This window comes from Cupriavidus sp. PB-02 (assembly GCF_058252315.1).
On the sequence record NZ_JBXPSX010000003.1, the window covers coordinates 1,015,108 to 1,033,443 of the forward strand.

The following is an 18,336-nucleotide window of genomic DNA, read 5'->3' on the forward strand; positions in this document are numbered from 1 at the left end:
CTCGACTCGCGCTTGGAGAAGGTAGTACCACCGGCATCTGCTGTCGTTTGAACAAGCGACGGTTGATCAGATGATGCATCACTGATTCTGCCGGAGCGGTGGCGTACACGAGAGTGTCGATAAAGATGTTAATTCATTTTCCGCCACCTTTGCGCGACAAGGGTTCCAGCCGGATACCCCGGTGACAAATTTATTTTCCGCTACGATCGTGTAATGCAAATGGACGCCGTCATTTGGCATTCGATCTGCGCCCAGATTCTTGACCAGCCGCAGGGTTGACATCCCGGTGGATCGGGCATGACTCAGCGGCCGCCGGCGCATTTTTGGATAGGATGGCGCTGGTAACTAGGCCCCGACACCGCAAGGAACCCGCGCTTGCCCAAAGCCCTCCCTTCCAGCCCGTCTGGCGAGTTTCCCACCTTCGAGACGTCGGATTTCGCGGGCGAGGGGTCATTCTATTTCGACCTCGTGCGGCTGCAGGACCGCGACGACATCCCGCGCGGCTTCCTGCACCGGCACAGCTACTACCACCTGCTCTGGATGACCCGGGCGAGCGGCACGCACATGCTCGACTTCGCGCATTTCGATGTGCGCGACCACTCGGTGTTTTTCCTCTCACCAGGGCAGGTCCATGGCTGGACCTCATCGGTCAAGCCGCACGGCTATGTACTGAATTTCAGCACCGACTTCTTCGCGCGGATGTTTCCGCGGGCCGAAGATGTCGCAAAATTCCCGTTCTACGACCCCACGCGCGGCAACAATGCGCTCTATCTTACGCAGGCCCAGCATGACGACATGCTGCCGCTGCTTGGCGAGATGGAGCGCGAGGCGCGCGACCGCCAGCCTGGCTTTACCGACGTGCTCCGGGCTTGCCTGCTGATCCTGCTCACGCGCCTGTGCCGCCTGTGCCCGGACAACGAGCACAACAGCGGCGTTGGACCGCAGCAGGCACTCACGCGCCGTTTCACGATGCTGGTGGAAAAGCACTACTTGCGCTTCGGCACGATCGGCCAATACGCCGAGGCGCTCTGCGTGAGCGAGCGTCAGCTCAACGACGCTGTCAAGCGAACCGTGGCGCGCACGGCCAGCCAGGTGGTACAGGAACGCGTGGTGCTCGAAGCCAAGCGTTGGCTGAGCAACACTGAAACAGGCATCGCCGAGATCGCGTTCCGTCTCAATATCGAGGACCCGGCCTACTTCGCACGCTTCTTCAAGAAGCAGACCGGCCTCACGCCGGGCGACTTCCGCAGGAAGCATTGTCGTCCGCTGGAATGACGCGCGAAAAAGTCCAACACATCGTCTGATCCGTCCTAACGCAGCTGCCACGTGGCTGGGTAAAGTGTTCCTCACGGTGCAGCCGAACCCGGCGTCGCCGTCACCCGCGCACGTTCTTATGTGTATGCGGGCACGAGCGGCGCGTGCGGGCACGGCATGACGCCATTGGGCCGACAACCCGGCAGACGCGCAGGCCGCCGTCAGCGGGCCCATAAGAAGCCAGGGGCACAGGAGACAGACATGTACAAAGCAATCATCCGGTTGCGGGGCCTTGCCGTGGCCACCGCATTGGCCGTCACTACCCTCAACGCGATGGCGGACTACCCGGATCATCCCTTGCGCATCATCGTGCCGTTCGCCGCCGGCGGCGCCACCGACGTGATCGCGCGCACCGCGGCGCAAGCCATGTCGGCCCGGCTCGGCCAGTCGATATTGGTGGAAAACAAGGCCGGCGCAAACGGCAATATTGGCGCCGTCTCGGCCGCGCGCTCAGACCCCGACGGCTACACGCTGCTGATGGCCACGTCGAGCCACGCAATCAACGCGTCGCTTTACCAGAAGCTCAACTACAGCCTCACGCGCGATTTCGTGGGCCTGTCGAACCTGGCGTCGGTGCCGCTGCTGCTGGTGGTGAATCCCTCGGTGCCGGCCAATTCGGCTAGCGAGCTCGCCGCATACGCCAAGGCCAATGCCGGCCGCGTCAACTACGCGTCGGGCGGCACCGGCACCGCGTCCCACTTGGCCGGCGAGCAGTTCAGCACGCTAGCCGGCACGAAGATGACGCACGTCGCCTACAAGGGCGGGGCGCAGGCGCTCAATGACGTGATGGGCGGCCAAGTGCAGATCATGTTCGCCAACCTGCCCGAAGTCCTCGCCCAGGTGCAGAGCGGCAAGCTCAAGGCGCTGGCAGTCACCGGTACCAAGCGCCACGTCGCCCTGCCCGATGTGCCCGCATTCGCGGAAACGCCGTTCCCGGGCATGACCGCGCGCTCTTGGTTCGGCCTGTTTGCGCCGGCCGGCACGCCAGCGGCCGCCGTCGAGAAGCTCTCGCAGGCCATCGTCCAGAGCGTAGCCGACCCCACCGTGAAGGAACGGCTGAAAGGGCTCGGCGCCGACCCGGTCGGCGACGATCAGGCCGCATTTCAGAAGTACGTGAGCCAGGAGGTGGCGCGCTGGGCCGTGCTTGTCAAACAGTCTGGCGCCACCGTCGATTGACTCCACTCCCCCGCCACCGCTCGAGGAAGCCCCATGCTGTTCGATGTTCGGACCTACACCTGCCGCCCCGGCACGATCAAAAAACACCTGGCGCTGTATGCCGAGCACGGCTACGCGATCCAGAGTCGCCACCTTGGCAAACCGTTGGCCTACATGCAAACCGAGACCGGCGATGTCAACAGCTACATGCACATTTGGGTCTATGACAGCGCGGCCGATCGCGAGGGCAAGCGCCAGGCGCTGCAGAAGGACCCGGCCTGGAGCGACTACCTAAAAATGAGCGGCGAGGCCGGCTACCTCATCAGCCAGGAGAACCGGCTGATGACGCCGGTATCGTTCTTCAAGCCATAGGCGGACCTGTCGTCGCGGCCCGGGCGTTCAGCGCCGGGCCATTCACGCCCCGTTGGAGAGATCCCGGTCCGGGCGGCAAGCGCGATCCGATGCTCGCGTGCATCCGCGCCACCGCCGGGGCATGAGTGCGTCAGAGGCTTGGACGCGTGTCTTGCGCCAAGCCTCAAATGCTGTCCAGCGCGTGCCGCGAGCGCCTGCGCCCGGCCTCACCAGCTTCTCATTCACCCCCAAGCACATTTGAGCAGGCTTTGTGCAGAGCATCCCTAGTTTAATAGGTCGGCTAAATCTACTTCAAAGTCCTGGTTAGCGCATTGGGTGGCTCATAATCCTCTCGCCGTGAATGGTTCCCCTGCTTCGGCGAGCCCTCGCGTTACGCTAGCCCCCCAAGGGGCGTCAGCGTCGGGGCCCGCGATTGTGAGAGCATTCCTTTGACAGTGGTCGCCAATCGCGACTATAGTGCTAACGTTAGCAAAAGCATGGAGGCGTTAGACGCTTAACACTGCAAAGCAGCCGGGCCGAGCCTCGAAGGCAGGCTGTTGTTCACTTCAGTAAGTACCTCCAGCGAGCCGGAAAGCTGCAAGTTGACATCCCGAAGAGCAGTGAGCCCTTGTCACCTGTATCTCTTTGGTGAAGGTACTGACGCGTTCATCGCTTTATCTGTGACATTTGATCGCGCCTATTCCAACGAGACGAAAGTGCAAATTAATCAAGGATCGTTAAGGCTTCTGGTTGAGAAGTGGTTCGGCAACTCCTCGTTTTCATCGCTACGGATAACCCGTGTGTTGCATTCCACACTGGGCAGAAATCATTGTGTGCATGTGGAACTGCCTCGAACCAACAACCCGGTGGCTGTCTTTTTCTTTCGACATGACGACGGCAGCTGGAGCGTCTTTCCGCCGGAGACCAAACGCAGGTCGATGACGTCTGCCTGCTGAAAGACGAAGGCGATCGCGCAGCTGATAGCACCACCATCGGGCTGGTGGAGCGTCTGAAGAGGTAATCGGGTCTGCGACTCGCACCCGGCAATGTCACATCAATTTGATTGAAAAAAATAGAATTCCATGACGCAGCAAGCAGCACGCCCCGCAAGCCAGCGAAAATCCTCCGCCAACCGAGCAACTGACGCCCTGACCGCAATCTCCGTTGCGATTCCTGTCGTCAACTCACCTGCTAGCGAAGCCGTCCCTGGCAAGGGCGCACCGACAGGCGTCGCAGGTGACACACGCCATGCTGTGCCAGAGATGAATGTCAAATCAGCAACTGCCGTGCCGCCCCCTGGCACCGCCGACAAGGACCTGCCGCTGCGCGAGGACATCCGCTTCCTGGGCCGCCTGCTGGGCGACTGCCTGCGCGAACAGGAAGGCGACGCCGCCTTCGAGGTAGTCGAGACCATCCGCCAGACCGCGGTGCGCTTCCGCCGCGAGAACGACCGCGCCGCCGGCGCCGAGCTGGACCGCCTGCTCAAGCGCCTGTCGCGCGACCAGACCAACCAGGTAGTGCGCGCGTTCAGCTATTTCTCGCACCTGGCCAATATCGCCGAGGACCAGCACCACAACCGCCGCCGCCGCGTGCATGCGCTGGCCGGCTCGCCGCCGCAGGCGGGCAGCCTGCCGCACGCGCTGGAGGCGATCGACGCCGCCGGCGTGACCGGCAAGCAGCTGCGCAAGTTCCTGGACGAGGCGCTGATCGTGCCGGTGTTGACCGCGCACCCGACCGAAGTCCAGCGCAAGAGTATTCTCGACGCCGAGCGCGAGATCGCCCGCCTGCTGGCCGAGCGCGACCTGCCGATGACGGCACGCGAGCGCGAGCACAACACCGCGCAGCTGCGCGCCAAGGTCACCACGCTGTGGCAGACCCGCATGCTGCGCGACGCGCGCCTGACGGTGGCCGACGAGATCGAGAACGCGCTGTCGTACTACCGCACTACCTTCCTGCGCGGCATCCCGCAGCTGATGAGCGAACTGGAAGAAGACATCGCCGCGGTGTTCCCGGCCATGCGCAAGCGCAAGGGCACGCCCGGCGCCCAGCCGACCCCGCTCGCGCCTTTCATGCAGATGGGCTCGTGGATCGGCGGCGATCGCGACGGCAATCCCAACGTCACCGCCGAGACGCTCGAGCATGCCGCCAGCCAGCAGGCCCAGCTGATCCTGGACTGGTACCTGGACGAAGTGCATGCACTGGGCGCCGAGCTGTCGATGTCCACGCTGATGGTCGACGCCAACCCCGAGCTGCTGGCGCTGGCCGAACGCTCGCCCGACCACTCCGAGCACCGCGCCGACGAACCCTATCGCCGCGCGCTGATCGGCATCTACGCGCGCCTGGCCGCGACCTGCAAGACGCTCACCGGCCACGCCGCAACGCGCCGCCCGGTGGCGCCGGCCGAGCCGTATGACAGCGCCGAGTCCTTTGCCGCGGACGTGCAGGTGGTGATCGATTCGTTGCGCGCCCACCACGGCCAGGCGCTGGCCAGCAACCGCATCGACGCACTGGCGCGCGCGATCGCCGTGTTCGGCTTCCACCTGGCTTCGGTCGACATGCGCCAGGTGTCGGACGTGCACGAGGCGGTCATCGCCGAACTGTTCGCCGCCGCCGGCATCGCCGCCGACTACGCCAAGCTGCCCGAGCAGCGCAAGCTGGAACTGCTGCTGGCGGAGCTGCGCCAGCCGCGCCTGCTGACGCTGCCCTGGCACGAGTACTCGGAGCAGACCCGCAAGGAACTGGCGATCTTCGCCGCCGCGCGCGAGCTGCGTGGCCGCTACGGCAAGCGCATCGCGCGCAACTACATCATCTCGCACACCGAGACGCTGTCGGACCTGGTCGAAGTGATGCTGCTGCAGAAGGAGTCCGGCATGCTGCAGGGCACGCTGGGCAGCAAGACCGACCCGGCGCGCATGGAGCTGATGGTGATCCCGCTGTTCGAGACCATCGAAGACTTGCGCAATGCCGCCGGCATCATGCAGTCGCTGCTGGACCTGCCGGGCTTCGATTCGGTGATCGCGCACCATGGCGTCGAGCAGGAAGTGATGCTCGGCTACTCGGACTCGAACAAGGACGGCGGCTTCCTGACCTCGACCTGGGAGCTGTACAAGGCCGAACTGGCACTGGTGCAGCTGTTTGAGCAGCGCAAGGTCAAGCTGCGCCTGTTCCATGGCCGCGGCGGCACCGTCGGCCGCGGCGGTGGCCCGACCTACGACGCCATCCTGTCGCAGCCGCCGGGCACGGTGAACGGCCAGATCCGCCTGACCGAACAGGGCGAGATCATCAACAGCAAGTTCGCCAACGCCGAGATCGGCCGGCGCAACCTGGAGACGGTGGTCGCCGCCACGCTGGAAGCGTCGCTGCTGCCGCAGCAGAACGCGCCCAAGGACCTCGACATGTTCGAGGCGGTGATGCAGCAGCTGTCGGACCGCGCCTTCACGGCCTACCGTGACCTGGTGTACGAGACCCCCGGCTTCAAGGACTACTTCTTCGCCACCACGCCGATCACCGAGATCGCCGACCTGAACCTGGGTTCGCGTCCGGCCTCGCGCAAGCTGATGGACAAGAAGAACCGCCGCATCGAAGACCTGCGCGCGATCCCGTGGGGCTTCTCGTGGGGCCAGTGCCGGCTGCTGCTGCCGGGCTGGTACGGCTTCGGCAGCGCGGTCAGGGAGCTGCTGGACAGCGCGCCCGATGACAAGGCGCGCAAGTCGGCCGTCACCACGCTGCGCCGCATGGTCAAGACCTGGCCCTTCTTCTCGACGCTGCTGTCCAATATGGACATGGTGCTGGCCAAGACCGACCTGGCGGTGGCCTCGCGCTACGCGCAGCTGTGCGACGACGCTGCGCTGCGCCGCAACGTGTTCAACCGCATCAGCAAGGAATGGCACCTGACCTGCGAGATGCTGGCGCTGATCACCGGCCACCAGGAACGGCTGGCGGACAACCCGCTGCTGGCGCGCTCGATCAAGAACCGCTTTGCCTACCTCGATCCGCTGAACCACTTGCAGGTCGAGTTGCTCAAGCGCTACCGCTCGGGCAAGGATGGCGATGACATCCGCGTACGGCGCGGCATCCACCTGACCATCAACGGGGTGGCGGCGGGGTTGCGTAACAGTGGCTGAGGCAACGCACGGTTAGCTCAGTCAGTGCGGGGCATGGCTCGGAGGACAGTCGCAGGGTGGTCCTCCGGCCGCGCTGGAGCCAACTTTCAAGGCCTCGACATCTCCGCGGGTGCAACCGCAAGGCCATCGATGCCACTTCGCCTCACTGAATCGGCAAGGAATCCGTCCTCACGCATTGCATCAAGGGCCGTGTTGATCAACGCCAACCGCTCCGGCCGATTCGAGGGGACCGCAATACTCTGCGCTACACCGTACAAGTTGTCGGGCAACATGCGCAGTTGCGGCTCATTGCCTGCACGGGATGCGAGACGTTGGCGACCGCCGGCGAAAGCGTCAACGATTCCCTCACGGAGCCAGTGGAAAGGCTCCTGCATTGTATAGTCCGATGTGGCGCGCACCTTGGCAAAGTTCAAATGCTGCTGCAACCAGACGCCTACCGTATCATCGGTGTTCACCCCAATCGTCCGGCCGGGCCGGTCGAGGTCTTTGACTGAGACAAGCGGCGAATCTGCCCGGACCAATGCGCTCTGCTGTACCAGCACATACGTTTGCGAAAAGAGAACACCGGAACGATCAGGATTCGGCGCCACAAATCCGATATCGGCGCTGCCATTTTTAACTGCCTCCAACACTGATGCAGCAGTAGGAAGCGGCATGATCGTCACGGCTACGTTAGTCTTGCGTCCCAATTCGCGGGTTATGTCCGCGACCACACCGGTGAAGGTACCAGTGACAGGATCGTGTCGCGCCTGGGCTACGTTCGCGACTATGTAGGCGGCTCTCAGGGTCCCTGTTGGCGCGAGCGCGGCCTCGGCTGCGGTGGCGTCGCCGGTTGGTATTGCTACCAAAACCAGCAGCGCACGCAAGCGCCGGAGCGCCTTCGAGCTCCAAAGTGAAAACTTGTCGGTCGAGTCGGAATGTTGCGTCATTGACGTGTTGTCCAAGGGAAATGCAACGATCTGGCAGCCATTCTTTTCTACCAGGGGCAATCCTTCCGCGCCACGGCATTCCGCAAGCGCGGCAAAGGAATGGGAGCGACTTGATACCGGGCAGTCGCTATCCACGCTTGTCGGCCAAAGCCTGAGCCCCGAGCCTCCGGGATGCACTCTGTGTTTCGACAAGAGTTCATCCCTCTTCGCTCAATCGGATGGCCGGTGGCCCCAGAAGCCGGAGCCTTTGCTTGTGATCAAAAGGTATGCCGGATTCCAATCATCGTGCCAAACTGCGAACCACCAGGCGCCGGATTTGAGCCGGGGGCTCCCACACTTACCGATTGGGCAAGCTGGCCACTGTTATTGATATGCCCGATAGTGGCATAGACGGACGTTCTTTTGGAAAAATTGTACGCCCCTCGCACCGTATAGAGGAAGGCGTGATTATCGCTGTTGCGATAGTCGAGATAATACACTTCCCCTGACAGCGTGATGGCTGGGGTAATATCGTAAGCGGCCCCCGTATACCAGAGATTGCTTCTCGGCGTTGAACTGCCACCATTATTCCGGAGTATAACCCCGGTGCCGAGCTTGGCATTACCCAACAAAGCGTAGGCACCCAATGCCAGTCGCTTATCCGCAATACTGCTGCGGGTCAGTCCATTTGGTGCACCGGTGCCGCCCCGCATGACATCGTACGCCGCCGAAATTCCCCAGGATGTTTGTTCGTAGAGAAGTAGAGCGGACCATTGCTGGCATGCCCTCGTGTCGGAAGGGTTCTCTCCAGCGCAGTTGGCGCTGGTTGCACCGGGAACCACCGCGCTATCACGTCCGAAGCTGTAAGTCCCGCCGACTGTCAATCCGCCGAATTTCCCTTTGTAGGAAATGGCGTTGTCAACCCTGGGATTCGAAAGGTATGGGTCGAGAGCGCCTGATCCGTAAATGTTTGCACCCAGGGTATCCGTATCCAGAGTGCCCCAAAAGATCATGGAGTACTGCCGTCCGAACGCGACTTGCCCCCAAGGCCCGGATAGACCAACCAGCGCTTGTCGGCCAAACAGGCGTCCACCCTGGCCGGAACTTCCGGCATCTGGCGCAAAGCCGGATTCGAGGACAAAAACGCTCTTGAGACCGCCCCCAAGATCTTCGGTTCCTCGCATCCCCCATCGCGACGGGGTTGTGCCGGTATTTGACGGAACGCGGAACAGATTGTCCTTGCTGGTACCCACATTGCTCACATATTCGATGCCGCTGTCAATCACGCCATACAAGGTGACAGATTGGGCGAAGGCAGACGCCGGGAAGATCGCTCCTGCCAGGAATACAGATTTCCAATTTTTCAATTTGTCTCACTCCTTCGAGTTTATTTTTTGCCTTGCAATTTCATGCAATCCACGTCTCGTATTTATCCGGCCTCCTTGCCCCTTCAGAGGCAATAAAGATCCACGCCTCATCCCTACCCTGGCCCCGCAAGTCCCATCGCCACGGGACGGCCTCCGGGTGCATGCAGCGCTGCGCATCCAGATGGCCGAGTTCGCGTCAGATTTGTGCTAACGTTAGCCCAACGAAATGGGAAAGTCAAAGACTGAGTCGCAATGACCCCGTGGAATCAGGCACTCTATGCGGCATTGATTGTGCTAGCGTTAGCACATAGGCCCTTGAAATGGCACCTCTGACGGTATCGTGGCGGGCTACATGTCTACCTTTTCCGCCGCTCGACGCGCAATTGAGGATGCCTTGACACTGGCCGAGGACATCTCTTCTCCAGGCCTGTTGTGCGCGCCATGCGCTTTGCGCAGTGCCACGAGCGTGCTATCGTTATACAAAACTGCCGCGCCACAACTTTCATGGTCACAATCAAAGACATCGCCGCTCGCCTCAAGGTATCTCCCTCGACGGTAGGTCGCGCACTCGCTGATGATTCGCGAATCAGTGAAGCTACCAAGCAGAAGGTGACTGAGGTCGCCAATGAGATGGGCTACGTGGCAAACCTTGCCGCGCGGATGATGCGAGGGGTGTCCAGCAACCTTGTCGGCTTTGTCCTGCCGGACATTCGCAATGGTTTCTATTCGACGGTTGCCCACGCACTGTCAAAGTGCCTGCAACGCGGTGGCTTTCAGCTTACGCTCTCCGAAACCGATGACGACCGCCTGGTCGAGTTGCATCACATCCGTGAACTCACGAGTGCAAACGTTGCAGGCATCATTATTGTGCCGACAGCGAGACCCCATCCCGATTCCGTCAAGCTGCTGAAAATGTTGCCGCACATCCAGTTGCTGCGCCGGCATGCGTCGCTCGGCGAACAGTGGTTCGGGATTGACGACACACAGGCAATATTTGAAGCAACCAGCCATCTCGTCCAGCTCGGTCACCATCGCATCGGATACATCGGTGCCACGGATGAACTGCCGACAGGCTCAGCGCGCCTGAAGGGGTTCCATCAGGCGCTGCCACGCCGTGAGAATGTCAATCCTGCCTTGGTGCAACTCGTTGCGCCCGGTTCGATCGACATTGGCCGGGAGGCCACGCGTCGTCTGCTGTCGCTGCCGACCCCGCCAACAGCCATTGTTGCTGGCTCGGTGCAAACCACGCAAGGCGTACTCGAGGAGCTGATGACGCAAGGGATCCGGGTGCCCGACGACCTTTCCGTCGTCGGATTCGGCGACGAGATCGGCTTCCGCTGGTGGGGCCCAGGATTGACTACGGTCGGGCTTCCCGTCTATGACCTGGCAACGGCGTGTGGTCTCTGGTTCGTGCATCAAATCAAGGACAACGCAATCACGTCCGCGCCCTACACTTCCATTTCTCCCGCAACACTCATCGTTCGTGGCAGCACGAGGCAACTCGCCCCCGCGTCAGGCCGGCGGGTCGCGTCGCCGCGCCGCCGCACGGTTGATGCTGGTTGAAACAGCCGAGGGGAGCGTCGGTCTCAGCGCAAGCATCGAACACGATGGCGCGCCACCCCTGAAAGGCCCACGCGCCCAAATGCCGTTCAGTCAAGGTATCAAGCCCCACCGGCATTCCCGCGCAGGCGGGGACAAAGCACGTTTGCATTGGACGTCCGCAGGACGGCCCGTAGGGCGAGCGTAGCGTGCAATCCAGCGTCTTTCACGTCCCCGTAGGGGGATAAAGTCACTGGCTTCCCGCCTTCGCGGGAACGACGATGGTTAACTGAACTGCATTACCAAGTGCGCCCGAGGCTTTCATGCCACTTTAGGGCAACTGATCTAGCAGCTCGGGCACCGCACTGAACCGGTCAGCCACCAGCCCGTAAACCGCGCCGCTGAAAATCAACGCATCCGTGTCCTTGTTGATCGCGACGATGACCTTCGAGTCTTTCATGCCGGCCAGATGCTGTATGGCCCGCGGGTAATGTCGCTGCTCTGGGCAACGTCCAGCTTCGCCGCGATGCGCGGCGCCATGTTCCTGCCGCGGGCAGTTGCCGCAGCGAGGATGTGCGAATAGTCCTTCGCGATACGCAGCACCATTGCTTCGACGTTCTCCGCCAGCACCTTTGCCACGCCGCCAACTTTCGCAGCCACTTCGACCGCACCCTTCACGTCGTGACCAGCGATCAATACCGGAACGTCGCCACCAAGCTTCTGCGCCGCAGCCACCGCATTAAGCGTGGCCGCCCCTCCATTGCGCTAACGATAGCATCAAAATATTGCAGTACAGCACCTTCCGGAACCACCATTGGAGGTTGACTGCCGCGGGACACAGCACCTACACTATCGCGAATGCTAACGTTCGCACATGAGTAGAAAGTACCACACCCATGCGCGGCGGGGCACGGCTGCATTTAAGACTACATAACCGCAATGAGAGGAGACACTCATGACTGCTTTCCACCACGATGCCGGCTATGAGCGCAGGACGCTCGTACTGCTGGGCCTCAGCTTCGGGCTGGTAGGGTTTGACCGTTGGCTGATGGCACCGCTTTTTCCGCACATGATGCGCGAACTGGGCCTGAATTTTTCGCAGCTGGGCAGCATGATCGGAGTACTCGGCGTCGCTTGGGGACTGTGGTCTATTGCCATGGGCCCGCTCTCGGACCGGATCGGCAGACGGAAGATCCTCGTGGTCACGATGGTTGCCTTCTCATTGCTTTCTTGCCTGTCCGGCTTTGCCTCCGGCTTCATGAGCCTGATACTGCTGCGCGCCGCGATGGGGGTGGCCGAGGGTACCTTTACCCCCGCGAGCCTCGCCGCCAACAGCGAAGCTTCGCTGCCAGCCCGGCGCGGACTGAACCTGGGACTCCAACTGAGCATGATGCCGCTGATGGGCCTCGGCCTCGCCCCCATCGTGGCCACGCAGCTGTTGCAGGTCGTGCCCTCCTGGCACTGGGTATTCACCATCTCCGCGGTACCGGGCCTGATCATCGCCGCCCTCATCTGGCGCTGCATTCATGACCGCAGCGCCGCCGCGCCCGCAGCGGCCGCAGACCACGCAGGCAAGCCGCGCTGGACCGAACTACTGGTCCGCCGCAATGTCATTGTCGCAACCGCCGCTATCCTGTGCGCCATGAGCGGCATTTTCGTCATCGGGGCGATGGTACCCACCTATCTGGTTACCGTACTGCACCTCGATACGCAGAGCATGGGATTTGTCGCCTCGGCCGTCGGCTTTGGCGGCTTCTTCGGCTCGTTTTGCCTGGCGGGTATCTCCGACTACATCGGCCGCCGGCCCACGGCCCTGATCGCCTTCGCCGCCGCTGCCGTGCTGCTGTACTTCTTCTCGTGCACCGGATCCAATCCCAAACTGCTGTTTGCCCTCCTGTTCGGCGTGGCCTTCTTCGCGATCGGCTTGCTCAGCCTGCTCAGCGGCCCGGTGGCAACCGAAGCTGCGCCTCCCGGCCTCGTCGCTTCCACCATCGGACTCGTTTCAGGCGTGGGCGAAATCTTCGGCGGCGGCGTCGCGCCAGTCATTGCCGGATTCGTGGCGCAGCATTTCGGTCTCGCCCGTACCCTCGATTTCGCCCTTTACAGCCTCATCGCTGGCGCCGCGATCGCTGTACTTCTCGTCGAGACCGCCCCACGCCGCCGCGCATCAGGTGTCGCCGCCAGCCATGCAACCGAAGACGTCCTCGTCAGCATCACCCCCAATCAGGAACGCTCTCTTCCCTGAAACTTCCTTGTCCAGCTGAGTTGGATCCGATGCACATTGTCTGGACCAACCCCGAAGGCAGTGGTGGTCCAAACTATCAGTGAGCGAGATCCGTCGACCACCACATTTTGTCAAGACCGTCATGCACCCTGTACTGGTAAATATCTCCGCTGCTGCCTGCACCCCGTTCCCTGCCTTGTTGTTCGAGAACCGGGCACTGGCGCTGACCTACTGGCAGTCCACCGGTCTGCGCGGAACCGGTTCAATGATGGCCTTTCTCGACGACTGGGTCACAAACTCGGAGATCCTCCGAACGCTGACCAGCGCCCGGGCGGCACAGGAAGCCATCATCGAACATGGCGCGGATATCGCCACCCTCAGACTGAATCAGCCGGTTGCCCCTCGCCAGGTCTATTGCACGATCGCGAACTATCGCAGCCAGCTTGTGGAATCTGCCCTGGATGCGGCAGATGGGCCGCAAGGGCCGCAAGCACATGCCCGACGCGATGCGGTGCTCCAATCCATTGAAATCCGGCGCAGCGATGGTAAACCCTATATCTGCCTGAAAGGAGCGGCTTGCGTATCCGGCCCGTACGATGAGCTGCCGGTCAAGGCTGATATGGCCACGCTTGACTGGGAAGTAGAGATCGGGATCGTTATCGGTCGTCATGCGCAGCATATCGATGTAGCAAGCGCGTTCGACTATGTCGCAGGCTACTGCGTGGTGAATGATATTACGCTGCGTGACAGCGTCTTTCGCCTGGACCTGCCGATGCTTGGCGCTGACTGGTTGCAGTCCAAGTCCCGCAAGGGCTGGTTGCCGACCGGACCGTGGCTGGTGCCAGTGTGGGAGATTGAAGATCCATCGGCACTGCGCCCGTGGCTGCGCCTCAACGGTGACTTGATGCAGGACGGCATGGCCAACGACATGGTTTTCAGCATTGCCGAGCAGATCGCCTACCTGTCGACGCAGGCTCCGCTGCAACCAGGTGACCTCATCTGCACCGGGACACCGGCGGGAATCGGCAGTCACCACGGTCGGTATCTGCGCGCCGGGGACGTCGTCCAGGCAGGTGTAGACGGTCTGGGCGCTCAACGCGTTTTGTGTACACGGCCCGATTGAGGCCACCTGTTTGCCACCAAGGGAGCGAAGGGAAAATCATGTCTGCTATCGTATTGCTGACGGACTATGCCTGGCCGGACGACTCGGTCGAGCGTCGCGTCATTGAATCTGCCGGCTTCAGGCTGGTCACCGGACCGGCATCCCCCGCGCCGGAAGCCGCCATCGATGCACTCGTCGAGCAGCATCAACCGGATGCGATCATGACCTGCTGGGCGCCGGTGTCGGCCGCGGCGATTCACGCAAGCTCAAGACTCAAGGTCGTAGCGCGGCTCGGGGTGGGACTCGACAACATCGCGGTTGCTGCAGCAACAGAGCACGGCGTCTGGGTCACCAACGTACCGGACTACTGCGTCGCCGAAGTCTCGGACCATGCCGTCGCCTTTGCGCTGGCATGGACGCGTGGGCTCATCGGTTTTGACCGCGAGGTCCGATCCGGGCGCTGGAACCCGGCGAGCGCAAACCTCAAACGGCTCGCGAACATGACATGCGGGATCATTGGTTACGGCCGCATCGGCCACGCCACGGCGATGAAGCTGAATGCCTTTGGCTGCCGCGTCCTTGCCCATACGCTGTATCCCCCAGCCGACGCCGGACACGTCCAGTTTGTTGGCTTTGAAGATCTGATGGCGGAAAGCGACATCGTGATCGTCCATGTGCCGTTGACCGAGTCGACCTATCACCTGATCAATCGGTCGAGCCTTGCGCTGATGAAGCAGGATAGCCTGCTCATCAACGTCAGCCGCGGAGCTATCGTAGATACTGACGCTGTGGTCGAAGCGCTCCAGACGGGGCAGCTCTCTGGCGCCGCGCTGGATGTGCTCGAGACTGAGCCGGCGGTGCCGCAGGCGCTCTTGTCTTGCGCAGGCGCGATGCTGACCCCGCACGTTGCGTTCTCATCAGACGCATCGCTGACGGAACTGCGGCGACGTGCAGCCGAGGAAGTGGTCCGCGTGCTGCAAGGGTCCGCGCCAGAGCAGCCACGCAACGATCCCCGGCAGCACGCGCACCGGTGATGAATTTCGACAAAACCGGTTCGTTTCACTTACTACGCGGGGCCATCTCAGCATTGCTGCTTGCCCTGCCGGCCCAATGCGCGCGATGCCTCGCAAGGCGCCGTCCGCTGCAATGCCACTGACTTCAACCGCTAAGGCGACATGACGATCTCCGAAACATTTCCATCCTTTGACGTCGAGCAGACGCTCCTAATGTCCTTTCTGGCTTCTCAGGGCCTCATGTCCGCCAATGAGGAAGCGTCCTTCAGCCGCCTGACCGGAGGTGTGTCATCCGATATCTGGAAAGTCGAGCTGCCCGGCCGTACTCTTGCCGTCAAGCGTGCACTGGGCAAACTCAAGGTGGCTGCAGACTGGGAGGCCCCCTTGACACGCAATGCCTATGAGTGGGCATGGTTGCAGTTTGCCTCGGAGCACGTCCCCGACAATGTTCCGCGGCCCATCGCTCGCGACGCCAAGGCAGGACTCTTCGCGATGTCGTTCCTTCCGCTTGAAATGTACCCCGTCTGGAAGGCACAGCTGATGGCAGGCCATATCGAATCGTCCGTAGCAGATGATGTCGGTCGTGTCCTCGGCAAGCTGCACGCCGCCAGCGCGGCGAAACCGGATCTCGCGGCAAAGTTCGATTCGGCAGAGAACTTTCATGCGCTTCGGCTCGAACCCTACCTTCTTGCAACAGCAGCACGAAACCCCCACGTCGCAGATGTACTGGTGGAGATTGCCCAACGCACTCGCGACACGCGCCTTGCCCTGGTTCATGGCGATGTCAGTCCGAAGAACATCCTGGTCGGCCCCAAAGGCCCTGTGTTTCTCGACGCCGAATGCGCATGGTACGGGGATCCCGCGTTCGATCTCGCCTTCTGTCTCAATCACCTGCTGCTGAAGTGCGTGGTGCAATCGGATGGACGTGATGCATTAGTCAAGTGCTTCGAAACATTGGCCAGGCAGTATCTTCAACAAGTCAGCTGGGAGCCAGCCGACAGGCTGGAAGCACGCGCGGCCAGCCTGCTGCCCGCGCTGCTGTTGGCGCGTGTCGACGGCAAATCACCCGTCGAATACCTTATCCAGGAAAAGCACAAGGAACTGGTACGCTCGGTGGCCTTTGGCTTCTTGCGCCAGCCGGTATCCAGGTTGATGGAAGTCGCCGACGGTTGGCGCGTTGCGCTGGCACGCGGCTGATGAATCGGCGGGCTAGCGCCCAGGAGCGGGATCTGCCGCTCCGCCCTCGCCTCCTGCGTTCGCGCAGGAGGCAGCCCCTCCAGTTAGTCTGACGCGTGAAAACCTGGCGCGAGGGAAAAAAACGCGTTCATAAGATCATCACCGCATGCGGTAGCGGCCCGCCTCAGCCGCGGCCGAGGAAAGGCATCTTGCTTGCTATCAACGTCACACTCAGGGCGTTGGCGGAAAGAGGAGGTCAGCAATGTAGACCACCGCATCGTAGACCTGGCGAGCGTCGACCATCTGCTCAGACTCCTCCGTGCCATTGGCTTGCAGCACGCCCTTCTGCATTCGTGCCCCCAGCTAAGTCAGGGCATTGCCGATGTCGATCGGGGTGCAGACGATGGTGAAGGCGCGGCCATTTAGCGCAATGCTTTTGGTCAGGCCCAGTAGCGCGCGCTTGCTGGGTGTGTAAGGCGATGAGAACGGACGTGGCGCATGCGCTGTGATCGAGCCATTGTTGATTATTCGCCCGCCCTGCGGGGATTGGCGCCGCATCAAAAATTTCTGCCTCGTTCATTGACAGGTTCATTGACTGGTGTTGCGGGTCCGTGCTTGCTGCGAACCGCGGCCATGAGACCGCTGGCGCGCCAGCCGGTGGCGCACTACCCACACGACAGCGCGTACGGCCACCTCATCGGTGCATTGCACCAAATCATGGCAGCGATCGAGCGAAGCCGTATCCGGATAAATGCCCAGTTCGGCCGCCGCGCCAAGCACCACGGCGACCTCGCGCGGCGAGGCGGCGGCCATCGCACCGTTGATCAACGCGATGACGTGCTGGCGGGGGCAGCCAGCAACGTTGCGCAGCGAGCCCGCCAGCGCCCGAATGCAGCTCAGCAGTTCCGAAGGTGAGTGGTTGCGTAGGGTTGCCCGCCGGCCCGGCACGCCAACCGCAGCTTTGTTCATGACGTTCTCGCAATGGCTCAGAGCTGCTTGTCGGGACACACAATGGCGGCGGGATCGAAGACGGCCTTCGCCGCTTGCATCAGCCGCAGATCCAGCGGGCCCTTGTACTGATTGCAACGCGTGACCCTTGATTACCCGATCCCGTGCTGGGCGCTGATGCTGCAGCCGAACTGCATCACCTGCTCCAGCACTGCGTCGGTGAGCGAGGCGCCGTTACGGGCGGCCCAGTCGTCCGGTGCACCGGCCGGGCGCTACAGGTTCTCGCAGCGTGCACAGGTCGTAGTAGACCGCGCCCGATGGCAGGATCGCTACGGGACCCAATACCAGTTCGCGTGCCATGCCGAAGTGCGCTACGTTGCCACCGCCTGGATTGGTCGCCAGGTTGCCGCCGGCCTGGCAGGAATCCACAGCGCCCAGGCTGCCCCAACGCTCGCAGCCGCACTCTACAGCGATAACCTGCGCCGCGACTAGGTAATCGACCGTGAAGGATGCGGCGTCCGGTTCTTCCTCGGGAGCATCGATAAGAGCAATGCATCTCGATTGATGAAATGATGCTTCAGCGCCATCATCACGTGACCGCAAATCAGCGCCAGTATCATGTAGGCTAGGACTTTGTGCACCCCGCTAAGTGTCGCGGTCAGTGCCGGGTTCTTGTCGATAAGCGGTGGCAGGAAAAAGATCTCGGCCACCGGAATCTTGTAACCCGCAGCGGAACTCCATAGCCATCCCGAAAGAGGAAGTGCGACCATGCACGCATAGAGCAGAAAATGGCCGATCTTCGCCGCGCTTCGTTCCAGACTCGACATCCCGTCCGGCGCCGCAGGAGCCGGGTGTGTGAGACGCCAGATGATCCGAATGGCAATGAGAAAGAGCGTCACACTCGCGACAGACTTATGGATCATGATACTGTCCGTCTGGATTTTTTCTTTCAAGGTGAGCAGGCTTGAGTAGTAGCCAATTACCCAAGCGACGAGAATCAGCGCCGCCATTGACCAATGCAGTAGCTTGGCCATGGTCGTATAGTTGGTTTTCTCCATTTCTTGTCTCCTCTGATCGTAGATGGTGCGAAGCGCCAGCGATGCCGGGCTTCGATC

The 18,336-nt window shown here is 61.8% G+C and carries 15 protein-coding genes and 3 pseudogenes; 10 read left to right on the plus strand and 8 right to left on the minus strand.

The window, feature by feature from the left end; genetic code table 11:
• Window positions 1-375: 375 nt before the first annotated feature.
• The 4 genes from AC10V3_RS39290 to ppc all read left to right on the plus strand — a co-directional run bounded on the left by AC10V3_RS39290 (window position 376) and on the right by ppc (window position 6,944).
• The gene (locus AC10V3_RS39290; RefSeq protein WP_349608086.1) at window positions 376-1,275 is read left to right on the plus strand and encodes a helix-turn-helix domain-containing protein; all 900 of its coding nucleotides are present in this window, start codon (window positions 376-378) and stop codon (window positions 1,273-1,275) included.
• Window positions 1,276-1,515: 240 nt separating this feature from the next.
• Window positions 1,516-2,490, plus strand: coding sequence for a Bug family tripartite tricarboxylate transporter substrate binding protein (locus tag AC10V3_RS39295; RefSeq protein WP_349608084.1), 975 nt, complete (start codon window positions 1,516-1,518; stop codon window positions 2,488-2,490).
• Window positions 2,491-2,523: 33 nt separating this feature from the next.
• Complete coding sequence (locus AC10V3_RS39300) at window positions 2,524-2,841, plus strand: NIPSNAP family protein (protein WP_349608082.1); 318 nt, start codon at window positions 2,524-2,526, stop codon at window positions 2,839-2,841.
• Window positions 2,842-4,082: 1,241 nt separating this feature from the next.
• Window positions 4,083-6,944 carry a phosphoenolpyruvate carboxylase gene (gene ppc / locus AC10V3_RS39305; protein WP_454753698.1) on the plus strand — a complete coding sequence of 954 codons (2,862 nt, stop codon included), beginning with the start codon at window positions 4,083-4,085 and terminating at the stop codon, window positions 6,942-6,944.
• Window positions 6,945-7,030: 86 nt separating this feature from the next.
• On the opposite strand, the gene AC10V3_RS39310 is transcribed toward ppc, so the two are convergent.
• Both AC10V3_RS39310 and AC10V3_RS39315 read right to left on the minus strand, forming a co-directional pair.
• Window positions 7,031-7,873 (minus strand): transporter substrate-binding domain-containing protein, encoded by an 843-nt coding sequence (locus tag AC10V3_RS39310; protein ID WP_349605299.1) that lies wholly within the window; start codon window positions 7,871-7,873, stop codon window positions 7,031-7,033.
• A 257-nt stretch (window positions 7,874-8,130) separates the two neighbouring features.
• Window positions 8,131-9,219 carry a porin gene (locus AC10V3_RS39315; RefSeq protein WP_349605300.1) on the minus strand — a complete coding sequence of 363 codons (1,089 nt, stop codon included), beginning with the start codon at window positions 9,217-9,219 and terminating at the stop codon, window positions 8,131-8,133.
• Window positions 9,220-9,723: 504 nt separating this feature from the next.
• Between AC10V3_RS39315 and AC10V3_RS39320 the strand changes: the two genes are divergently transcribed.
• Window positions 9,724-10,782 carry a LacI family DNA-binding transcriptional regulator gene (locus tag AC10V3_RS39320; RefSeq protein ID WP_349605301.1) on the plus strand — a complete coding sequence of 353 codons (1,059 nt, stop codon included), beginning with the start codon at window positions 9,724-9,726 and terminating at the stop codon, window positions 10,780-10,782.
• A 307-nt stretch (window positions 10,783-11,089) separates the two neighbouring features.
• On the opposite strand, the pseudogene AC10V3_RS39325 reads toward AC10V3_RS39320, so the two are convergent.
• Window positions 11,090-11,239, minus strand: a pseudogene (locus AC10V3_RS39325) (electron transfer flavoprotein subunit alpha/FixB family protein); the annotation flags it as partial.
• Between the two features lie 5 nt (window positions 11,240-11,244).
• A pseudogene (locus tag AC10V3_RS39330) lies at window positions 11,245-11,511 on the minus strand (adenine nucleotide alpha hydrolase family protein); the annotation flags it as partial.
• Between the two features lie 202 nt (window positions 11,512-11,713).
• Here AC10V3_RS39330 and AC10V3_RS39335 point away from each other — a divergent pair.
• The 4 genes from AC10V3_RS39335 to AC10V3_RS39350 all read left to right on the plus strand — a co-directional run bounded on the left by AC10V3_RS39335 (window position 11,714) and on the right by AC10V3_RS39350 (window position 16,294).
• Window positions 11,714-13,003, plus strand: coding sequence for an MFS transporter (locus tag AC10V3_RS39335; RefSeq protein WP_349605303.1), 1,290 nt, complete (start codon window positions 11,714-11,716; stop codon window positions 13,001-13,003).
• A 79-nt stretch (window positions 13,004-13,082) separates the two neighbouring features.
• Complete coding sequence (locus AC10V3_RS39340) at window positions 13,083-14,105, plus strand: fumarylacetoacetate hydrolase family protein (RefSeq protein WP_349605304.1); 1,023 nt, start codon at window positions 13,083-13,085, stop codon at window positions 14,103-14,105.
• Window positions 14,106-14,143: 38 nt separating this feature from the next.
• Window positions 14,144-15,118, plus strand: a complete 975-nt coding sequence (locus AC10V3_RS39345; RefSeq protein WP_349605306.1) for a C-terminal binding protein — start codon at window positions 14,144-14,146, stop codon at window positions 15,116-15,118.
• A 141-nt stretch (window positions 15,119-15,259) separates the two neighbouring features.
• Window positions 15,260-16,294 carry a phosphotransferase family protein gene (locus AC10V3_RS39350; protein ID WP_349605308.1) on the plus strand — a complete coding sequence of 345 codons (1,035 nt, stop codon included), beginning with the start codon at window positions 15,260-15,262 and terminating at the stop codon, window positions 16,292-16,294.
• 163 nt (window positions 16,295-16,457) lie between these two features.
• Here AC10V3_RS39350 and AC10V3_RS39355 read toward each other — a convergent pair.
• From AC10V3_RS39355 to AC10V3_RS39365, 3 genes and pseudogenes are all read right to left on the minus strand, one after another.
• Window positions 16,458-16,834: pseudogene (locus AC10V3_RS39355) on the minus strand (SDR family oxidoreductase); the annotation flags it as partial.
• A 27-nt stretch (window positions 16,835-16,861) separates the two neighbouring features.
• A complete protein-coding gene (locus AC10V3_RS39360; RefSeq protein ID WP_349605310.1) occupies window positions 16,862-17,242 on the minus strand; it encodes a hypothetical protein in 381 nt (126 codons plus the stop codon).
• A 17-nt stretch (window positions 17,243-17,259) separates the two neighbouring features.
• The gene (locus AC10V3_RS39365) at window positions 17,260-17,322 is read right to left on the minus strand and encodes a hypothetical protein (protein ID WP_490924688.1); all 63 of its coding nucleotides are present in this window, start codon (window positions 17,320-17,322) and stop codon (window positions 17,260-17,262) included.
• A 40-nt stretch (window positions 17,323-17,362) separates the two neighbouring features.
• On the opposite strand from AC10V3_RS39365, the gene AC10V3_RS39370 reads away from it, so the two are divergent.
• Window positions 17,363-17,713: a hypothetical protein gene (locus AC10V3_RS39370; RefSeq protein WP_349605312.1), complete on the plus strand. Its 351-nt coding sequence runs from the start codon at window positions 17,363-17,365 to the stop codon at window positions 17,711-17,713.
• On the opposite strand, the gene AC10V3_RS39375 is transcribed toward AC10V3_RS39370, so the two are convergent.
• A complete protein-coding gene (locus AC10V3_RS39375) occupies window positions 17,710-18,279 on the minus strand; it encodes a cytochrome b (protein ID WP_349605314.1) in 570 nt (189 codons plus the stop codon). The two genes, AC10V3_RS39370 and AC10V3_RS39375, sit on opposite strands and share 4 nt — an antisense overlap.
• Between the last annotated feature and the right edge of the window lie 57 nt (window positions 18,280-18,336).